Source organism: Streptomyces sp. NRRL F-2580 (genome assembly GCF_000720115.1).
Taxonomy (GTDB): Bacteria; Actinomycetota; Actinomycetes; order Streptomycetales; family Streptomycetaceae; genus Streptomyces.
In genome coordinates this window covers 1-226 of the sequence record NZ_JOIR01000139.1, presented here as the reverse complement: position 1 = coordinate 226, position 226 = coordinate 1, and the positions used below count along the sequence as shown (strand labels likewise).

The window sequence follows — 226 nt, the reverse complement described above, 5'->3', positions numbered from 1 at the left end:
CCAGGACAAGGCGAAGGCCTCCGCCAACGCCAAGCTGGAGGCCGACAGCGGCAAGGCCCTCGACGCGAAGGTCATCGACCCGGCCTGGCCCAGCATCGCAATCACGGACGACCCGCTGGCCTCGACCCTGAAGACCGAGTCGGACTGGGCCGTCAAGGCCAAGCTCATCGAGCAGCCCGACCTCGCCGGCATCTACGACCTGACGCTCCTGAACAAGGTCCTCAAG

General features: G+C 66.8%; 1 pseudogene. It reads left to right on the top strand.

Annotated elements, in window-relative coordinates:
* A pseudogene (locus IF88_RS0139800) lies at nucleotides 1-226 on the top strand (sulfate ABC transporter substrate-binding protein); the annotation flags it as partial.